This window comes from Acidisphaera sp. S103 (assembly GCF_009765975.1).
In the GTDB taxonomy this organism is placed as follows: Bacteria; Pseudomonadota; Alphaproteobacteria; order Acetobacterales; family Acetobacteraceae; genus Rhodopila.
Map to the genome: position 1 here is coordinate 35,249 of NZ_LMUJ01000047.1, position 7,832 is coordinate 43,080.

8 protein-coding genes are annotated in these 7,832 nt (G+C 64.0%); all 8 read left to right on the plus strand.

The window, feature by feature from the left end; genetic code table 11:
* Positions 1-193: 193 nt before the first annotated feature.
* Positions 194-1,366: an OpgC family protein gene (locus GSQ89_RS12285; protein ID WP_158925473.1), complete on the plus strand. Its 1,173-nt coding sequence runs from the start codon at positions 194-196 to the stop codon at positions 1,364-1,366.
* Positions 1,367-1,460: 94 nt separating this feature from the next.
* The gene (locus GSQ89_RS12290) at positions 1,461-2,144 is read left to right on the plus strand and encodes a hypothetical protein (protein WP_158925475.1); all 684 of its coding nucleotides are present in this window, start codon (positions 1,461-1,463) and stop codon (positions 2,142-2,144) included.
* Positions 2,145-2,270: 126 nt separating this feature from the next.
* On the plus strand, positions 2,271-3,467 hold the full coding sequence (locus tag GSQ89_RS12295) for a CaiB/BaiF CoA-transferase family protein (RefSeq protein ID WP_158925477.1): 1,197 nt from the start codon (positions 2,271-2,273) through the stop codon (positions 3,465-3,467).
* A gap of 140 nt (positions 3,468-3,607) precedes the next feature.
* Positions 3,608-4,357, plus strand: a complete 750-nt coding sequence (locus GSQ89_RS12300) for an ABC transporter permease (protein ID WP_158925479.1) — start codon at positions 3,608-3,610, stop codon at positions 4,355-4,357.
* Positions 4,358-4,377: 20 nt separating this feature from the next.
* Positions 4,378-5,139 (plus strand): ABC transporter permease, encoded by a 762-nt coding sequence (locus tag GSQ89_RS12305; RefSeq protein WP_158925481.1) that lies wholly within the window; start codon positions 4,378-4,380, stop codon positions 5,137-5,139.
* 74 nt (positions 5,140-5,213) lie between these two features.
* Positions 5,214-6,071, plus strand: coding sequence for a TauD/TfdA family dioxygenase (locus GSQ89_RS12310; protein WP_158925483.1), 858 nt, complete (start codon positions 5,214-5,216; stop codon positions 6,069-6,071).
* Between the two features lie 10 nt (positions 6,072-6,081).
* The gene (locus tag GSQ89_RS38465; RefSeq protein ID WP_158925485.1) at positions 6,082-7,110 is read left to right on the plus strand and encodes an ABC transporter substrate-binding protein; all 1,029 of its coding nucleotides are present in this window, start codon (positions 6,082-6,084) and stop codon (positions 7,108-7,110) included.
* Positions 7,107-7,832, plus strand: a 726-nt coding sequence (locus GSQ89_RS12320; protein ID WP_216856133.1) for an ABC transporter ATP-binding protein, incomplete at its 3' end; no start/stop codon positions are given. The genes GSQ89_RS38465 and GSQ89_RS12320, both read left to right, overlap by 4 nt.

The following is a 7,832-nucleotide window of genomic DNA, read 5'->3' on the forward strand; positions in this document are numbered from 1 at the left end:
GCGCGCCTATGCCGACGCCGGCATCCAGCACGTCCTGGCGGCGCCGGAGGACCGTGACATCGACACCTACCTCGCCACGGCGGAGGCGTTCCACCGCGCGGGACAAGGGCTATAAACCCGAACACAGAAAAAGTGATGTGACGTTTCGTATCGCCATAATCTCGAACCGGGGTGTCCGCCCCACATACGCGCCATGACCCTGATCAGGCGATCCGCGGTACGGGATTTGCGCGTCGATTTCTTCCGCGGCCTGGCGCTGTGGTGGATCTACACGGACCATATCCCCGGCAATGTCCTGGGCGATTACAGCCTGCAGAAATTCGCTGTCTGCGACGCCACCGAGGTGTTCGTCCTCCTCGCCGGCTACGGGGCCGGCCTGGCCTATGGTTCGGGGCTCCGCAAAAACGGCTTTGTCTCCACCGCCGCGGACATCCTGCGGCGCGCGTGGACGCTGTATGTGGCGCATATCTTCCTGTTCGTCCTGTTCACCGCTCAGGTGACGTATTCGGCCACCGCGCTGAACCGGCTGAACTATCTGTCCGAGAGCCGGTTGGACGTGCTGGGGGACGATCCGTATCGCAGCATCCTGCAAGCCGTCCTGCTGCGTTTCCAGCCAAGCCTCCTGAACATCCTGCCGCTTTACGTCGTACTGCTGGTGTTTTTCGCGGTGACGGTCTGGCTGTTGCGATGGCCCAGGGTGCTGTTCGGCCTGTCGTTCGCGATCTACATGGTGGTGCGGTTCACCGGCTTGAATCTGAACGCCTGGACCGGCGAGGGCTGGTTCTTCGATCCGTACGCCTGGCAGTTTCTGTTCATCATCGGCGTTCTCCTGGCGTGCGCACCCCTGCGGCCGCCGCGACACCGATGGCCGTTCGACGTGCTCGCCACCGGGGTGGTGGTGCTGGGCACCGTCGTGACGGTGGTCATCGAACCGCGTCCCCACGTACTGGACTGGGTATCCGGATCAGCGGTGCTGCGCTACCTGGTGATCGAGGACAAGACCGGACTGTACCCATTCCGGCTGATCTCGGTCCTGGCACTGACTTGGTTGTGCGTTCGCCTGATCCGCTTCGACCAGCCCTGGCTGCGAACACGCTGGGCCGGGCCGTTCGTACTGATAGGACAAAATTCTCTGCCGGTGTTCTGTTCCGGTATCGTGTTTGGGTTCCTTGCACGGCTGGGGTTGGAATATGACGACCACGCATTCATGCAGGTTGGGATCAACCTGTTCGGTGCGCTCGGCATGGTGGGCGTGGGGGCATTGGCGGCCTGGTATCGAACGAAAGGTGGAACGAAAACGCCGCGGAAATCCGCTACACCATCGGCGGCACTATTGCCGGTGGACGCCCAGACTGATACCGGGTGAGTTTATGAGTCGACCATTTTTTGCCTGTGTCTTGCTTATTTTGACAATGGTCATGCCCGCCTGCTCGCAGGCAGATGACAGAAGCGCGTGCGACATGCCGTCTGACCTTATCACCCCGTCGGCACCGCTGCCGCGGGTCGCCGCCGCGCTGGCCAAAAGGGGCGGTCTGAACATCCTGGCGCTGGGGTCGGGATCGACGGTGGGTGAGAGTGGCGGCTCCGGCGGTCCTGCCCTGAACTTTCATGCCCCCGAACGTTCGTTTCCCTACCAGATGACGGCGGCCCTGCGGGCGATGCGGCCCGGTTTTCACTTCAACCTGACGGTGCAGGGCGGTCGCAACATGACCGCCGACATGATGCTGCCGATCCTGCGGGAGCAACTGGCGCCGCATCGTTTTGACCTGGTGCTGTGGCAGACCGGCACCGTGGAGGCCGTGCATGGCCTCAGGCCTGACATCCTGCGCGGCGTCCTGCAGGATGGCGCCGATGCGGCGGAAAGCGCCCACGCCGATCTTGTGCTGATCGATCCCCAGTTCAGCCGCTTCCTGCGCGCGAACGCCGACCTCAACCCCTATGAGACGGTGCTGGAGCAGATGGCCGATACGCAGGCGGTGACCCTGTTCCACCGCTTCGACCTGACGCAGGGATGGGTGAACAGCGGTCAGGTGGATCTGGAGCGGGTCGACCGCGAACAGCGCGACAAAACCATCGCCTTGCTGAACGATTGCCTGGGACAGGCACTTGCCCGCTACGTGCTGGCGGGCGCGGCGGAGCACTGACCACCGCGCGGGTCTGGCCATTTCCGCGGATGTCCCCCTATCATTCCCCGACAATATGGTCTCGCGTGATTCACGCCCTCTGGCCTTTGGCCTGGGGCGATCACGCTAACAACAACGGGGGAAACCATGGACTATAACGCGGCGTTCGCCGGGATGAAGGTGATCGATCTCAGCGGCGGGGTGGCCGGTCCGTCCTGCGCCATGATGCTGGCTCAGCACGGCGCCGACGTGATCAAGGTGGAAACCCCGCATAACGGCGGCGACTGGTCGCGCATCCTGGGTCGTACCTACCAGGAGCATTCGGCGTTCTCCCTGTATGGCACGCTAGGAAAGCGCAGCGTGGCGCTGGACCTGAAGACGCCGGAGGGCAAGGAAATCCTGTGGCGCCTGGTGCGCGGCGCCGACGTATTCATCGAGGGTTTCCGCCCCGGCACCATCCAGCGCTACGGCTTCGGCTACGACGCCGTCAGCGCCAAGGAACCGGGGATCATCTACTACTCCATCTCCGGCTTCGGCCAGACCGGACCCCTGGCCGCTCGCCCGGCGATGGACCCGGTGCTGCAGGCGTTCATCGGCATCGTGACCGAGAACAAGGGTGAGCACGACCAGCACCCCCACCGGATCGCAATTTCGCTGATCGACATGTTCTCCGGCCTGCTCGGTTTTCAGGCGATCGCGACCTCGCTGTATGTGCGGCGGGAGCAGAAGGTGAAGCAAGGCCGGTTCATCGAACTCAGCCTGATGCACGGCGGGGCGATGCTGTCGTCGATCCGCATGATTGCCAACTATCTGGAACGCGGCACGACCCAGCGCACCAGCATGCCGAACGGGGTATTCAACACCGCCGACGGCCAGATCAACATCACCATGGTACGCCCGACGGACTGGCGGCCGTTCTGTGAGGCAATCGAACAAGCCCAGTTGCTGGACGATCCGCGCTTCTCGACCCACCCAGCCCGAGCCACCAACCTGGACGAACTTTACGTCGTCCTCCGGCCAATCCTTGCCGCCAGGACCACAGGATGGCTGTCGGAGCGACTAACCGCAAAAGGGATCATGAACGGGCGCGTCAACAGCTATCAGGAGTTCCTGATGGAGGAACAGGTGGCGGCCACGGGGATCATGTCGTGGCTGGCACAGCCGGGCGTCCCGGAACTGGTGCCGATGCCGAACATTCCGGGATTGCCTGCGTTGGAGAGTGGGACAAAGCGGGCGCATGCCCCCATTTTGGGGGAACACACGCGGGATGTGCTCGCCGAACACGGATATTCGACAGGGGAGATCGAAACGTTATTCGACAAGAAGGTGGTTGCCGGGGGGTGACGTGAATCCGGGATGATCCTCCAGGCGCGGCGGCCGAGTGGCGGTCTGACGGGAACGACCGGCTCACGCGCGCGCTCCATTTCCCTGGTGCGTTCACCCACCGAATTGTCTCCCGAACCGCTCTGTCGCAGTCTGCCGGCATGATGACGCGTTTCACGACCTGGCTGCCCATCGTTTCCATCGCCGCCGGCCTGGGGCTATGGGAACTGATCGGCCGCCTGACCCCGCCGGTGCTGTTCGCCCCAGCCTCTGCCGCGTTCCTGTTCCTGGTACACCAGACGGAATCCGGCGTGCTGCCGGTAGCGATCGCACACTCACTGCTGACCCTGGTCACCGGATACGCCCTGGCCGCCATCGTCGCGCTGCCGCTGGGCTTCGCCATGGGCCGAGTGGCCTGGGTGCACGAACTGCTGCATCCGGTGCTGACCGGCATCTACGCCATCCCGCCGGCCGCGTTCATTCCGTTCCTGATCGTCTGGTTCGGCCTGTTCACCCAATCCCGCATCGCCATCGTGGTCATCATGTGCTTCTTCGAAATGCTGGTGATCACCGCCACCGGCGCCCGAGCGATCGACCAACGTCTGCTGGACGTGGCGCGCAGCTTCACGGCTCCCCGGCGGCGGGTGATCCGAGCGGTGCTGATCCCGGCCAGCCTGCCGTTCCTGTTCACCGCCCTGCGCATCGGCCTGGTGCGCGCGGTCGCCGGCATGATCACGGCGGAGTTGCTGTTGTCACCAGCGAATTTGGGCAAGCTGCTGCTCGACAGCGCCGGCCGGTTCAACACCGCCGGCATGCTGGCGGTGATCGCCACCGTCGCCGTGATCGGCCTGGCGGCGCAACAGATCCTGCGCTGGCTGGAACGCCACGTGCTGCGCTGGGAACGACCCTGAGCGGAGCGACAGGAACGATCATGACCAACGCCACCCGCCTGTCCCTACGCCTGACCGGACTGGCCCTGTTCCTGATCATCTGGGAAGGGACCGGCCGATACCTGGGCGACGCCCTGATGGCCCCGCCATCCGCGGTGGCCCGGGAACTGGTCGCGTTGGCCCAGGATGCCGGCGCACGCGAGACCATCTGGCAATCGATCGCCCCGGCCCTGGTTGGGTTCGCCATCGCCTGTGTGGTGGGCATGCCGATGGGTGTCGTGATGGGCCGCTCACCGGTCTGGAACGCCCTGTTGCAGCCCTGGGTCAGCACCTTCGTGGTGACCTCGGTGGCGGCGATCGTGCCGATCCTGATCCTGCTGATCGGCACCGGATGGTGGTTCGTCGTCGCCGTCGTGGTGCTGTCCTCGGTCTGGTACATCACCCTGACCACCTACCAGGGTGCCGTCCGTATCGAGCGGCGCTGGCTGGATGTCGGCCGGTCCTTCGGCGCGTCGCGCATCCGATCGTTCCGCACCATCATGCTGCCGGCGCTGTTCCCCTACCTGCTTGCCGGCGCCCGCATCGGCCTGACCCACGCGATCCGGTCCATGGTCCTGGCGCAGTTGTTCATCGTCACCGGCATCGGCGGCATGCTGAACGAGGCCGGCATGGACGTCTCGACCGCGCGTTTGCTCGCGCTCCTGGTTGTGATCATGGGCATCGGATTGCTGGCCAGCCACGGGTTGGGGCGCCTCGCTGACTGGTTGGCCCCCTGGCAGCGAGGCCTGGAACCGCGGCGGTAACCCCTGTCGCTCTGGCGTCCCCAGGCCGCCCATGCTCTCTTTGCGACAACATCCCCGCAGAGGAGGAACGACCCATGAAGACCCGCCGCCTCAACCCCACCATTGGCGTTGAAATCACCGATGTCGACCTGTCCGGCCCGCTCGACGACGCGACATTCGGCGCGATCAAGGAAGCCTGGCTGCACAACAAAGTCGCCGTCTTCCCCGGCCAGAACCTGACCGAGGAAGCATTGATGCGCTTCGGCAAACGGTTCGGTGAACTGGAGATCCATGTCCGCTCCACCTACCATTCCCGCCACAATTCCGAGGTAATGATCGTCTCCAACAAGAAGGAGGAAGGCCGCTCGATCGGCGTACTCGGCGATGGCGAGGCGGTATGGCACATCGACCAATCCTACATGCCCCAACCGACCTTCGGCACCATCCTGTTCGGCGAAGAAATCCCAGCGGAGGGCGGCGACACCTGGTTCGCCGACCTCGCCACCGCCTATGAACGGCTGCCGCAGGACCTGAAAGCCAAGATCGCGGGAAAACGCGGCGTAAACTCCGTGGACCGGCACAACCGCCGCGACGCCGCAAAACGTCCGGACTTGCAGATGACAACCGAACAGTTGAAGCGCGCCCCGGATTCACCGCATCCGCTGGTGCGCACCCACCCGCTGCTCGGGACCCAGGCGATCTACTACAGCCCCAGCCACACCGCGGAGGTAGAAGGGCAGTCGGAATCCGACAGCCAGGCCCTGTTCGCCGAACTGCTGCCGCACATGACTGAATCGGACTTGGTCTACAAGCACCACTGGTCGGTCGGCGACGTCGTCATGTGGGACAACTCTTCGACCATGCACCGCCGCGACCCATTCCCCGGCCAGTATTCCCGGCTGCTGAAGCGGGTCAGCTTCAAGTATCCGCCGGAGCACCGGATCCCGGTCTGAGGACACCGCGATGCTCACCCGACGCAAAGCGCTGGCGGCCACGGGGCTGGCAGCGTTCTCCACCCCGTTCGGCACCCGTGTCACGTTCGGCAGTACCAAACGCACGCTGAAGGTGATGTCCAACGCCAACGTCGCCGGCATCCACGTGCCCGGCAACGTGGCGTGCCGGGAGATCTTGCAGCAGATCGGCGATTACGCTCCGATCGACCTGACCCGGATGGAGAAACAGGCCAACATCACCCAGGTTCTGGTCGGCGGCGGCCCGGACATCGTCGATGCCGACACACCCTCGGTGGCCGCCGCGGTTAACGCCGGCGCCGATCTGAAAATCGTCGGCCAGTTCTACGCCAGTGTCGACCTGGTCTTCGCCGCCGACGTCGACAAGGTCACCAAGCTGGAGGACCTGACGAAGCCGGACGTGGTCTGCGGCATCAATACACCTGGCGATACAGTGCACGCCGTGCTGCTGGGTGTGCTGATGAAGCACGGCATCGACATCAGCAAGGTCAACATCGTCGCACTCGGCGGGTCGAGCGCGCGCATGCGGGCCTTGCTGGCGCATCGCGTCCACCTGGTGCCGATCCACGCCGACCAGGCGGGCGATATCGCCAAACAAGGCAACTACCAGGTGCTGATCAAACCCTGGAAAGAATACGATTTCTGGTCGAACGAAGTCTGGGCGGTGAACGGCAAATGGTTACAGGACCCGCTCAATCAGAAAGTCGTCGTCGACGTCATGGAAGCGCAACTACGCGCCAATCGTTCGGCGACCACAGATTTTTCCTGGTTCGCCGGCATGTTCCGCAAATACAGCAACGACCGTGACGCCGCGCACTGGCCGGACGATCGTATCCGTAACGAATGGACGTTGCTGGCACAGGAAATCAAAGCCTGGCCGGAGCCGATGCCGCTCGATCTCGCGTCCTTCAACAAAATGATCCCGATCTACCAGAAGGCCGGAATCGTTTCCGAAGGCGCCAGCTTCGACAAGATCATCGAACCCAAGTACCTGGCCGAAGCACAGAGCCGGATCGGGTGACCCAGGTCCTGGAACAGCGCCCGCCGGTCCAGCCGGCGGTGACGGCGCCCAAGCTGCGCACCACCCAACTGACCCGCCGCTTCGCCCAAGGCGGGCTGACAGTATTCGAGAACCTGTCCCTCGACGTCGCCAACCTGCAATTCGTTGCGATCATCGGCCCCAGCGGCTGCGGCAAATCCACTTTCCTGCGTATCCTGAACGGGCTCGACCAGGCCGATAGCGGCAGCATCGAGATCGACGGAAACCGCGTCACCGGCCCCGGCGCCGGACGAGCCATGGTGTTCCAAAGCTTCGATCTGTTCCCATGGCGAACGGCGCTGGAGAACGTGGCGTTCGGCCTGGAAATGCAAGGACGTCCGAAACGCGAGCGTCTCGAAATCGCCCGCCAGTACATCGACCTCGTCGGCCTGACCGGCTTCGCCCAGTCCTACCCGCACCAACTGTCCGGCGGCATGCAGCAGCGTGTCGGCATCGCCCGCGCTCTGGCGGTGCGCCCCGATATCTTGCTTATGGACGAACCATTCGGCGCGCTGGACCTGCAAACCCGCGACCTGTTGCAGGATGAACTGCTGCGGATCTGGCAGAACGACCGCAAAACAGTGCTGTTCGTCACCCACAGCATCGAGGAAGCGATCTATCTCGCCGACCGCATCCTGGTCTTCTCCCCCCGCCCCGCCCGCATCCAGCGCGACATCCAGGTCCCGTTCGCTCGCCCCCGAAAC

Bases quoted from the DNA above. Each gene is read 5' to 3' on its own strand.
- GSQ89_RS38465 (WP_158925485.1), top strand. From the start codon at position 6,082: ATGCTCACCCGACGCAAAGCGCTGGCGGCCACGGGGCTGGCAGCGTTC.
- GSQ89_RS12290 (WP_158925475.1), top strand. From the start codon at position 1,461: ATGCCGTCTGACCTTATCACCCCGTCGGCACCGCTGCCGCGGGTCGCC.
- GSQ89_RS12300 (WP_158925479.1), top strand. From the start codon at position 3,608: ATGATGACGCGTTTCACGACCTGGCTGCCCATCGTTTCCATCGCCGCC.
- GSQ89_RS12285 (WP_158925473.1), top strand. From the start codon at position 194: ATGACCCTGATCAGGCGATCCGCGGTACGGGATTTGCGCGTCGATTTC.
- GSQ89_RS12295 (WP_158925477.1), top strand. From the start codon at position 2,271: ATGGACTATAACGCGGCGTTCGCCGGGATGAAGGTGATCGATCTCAGC.
- GSQ89_RS12310 (WP_158925483.1), top strand. From the start codon at position 5,214: ATGAAGACCCGCCGCCTCAACCCCACCATTGGCGTTGAAATCACCGAT.
- GSQ89_RS12305 (WP_158925481.1), top strand. From the start codon at position 4,378: ATGACCAACGCCACCCGCCTGTCCCTACGCCTGACCGGACTGGCCCTG.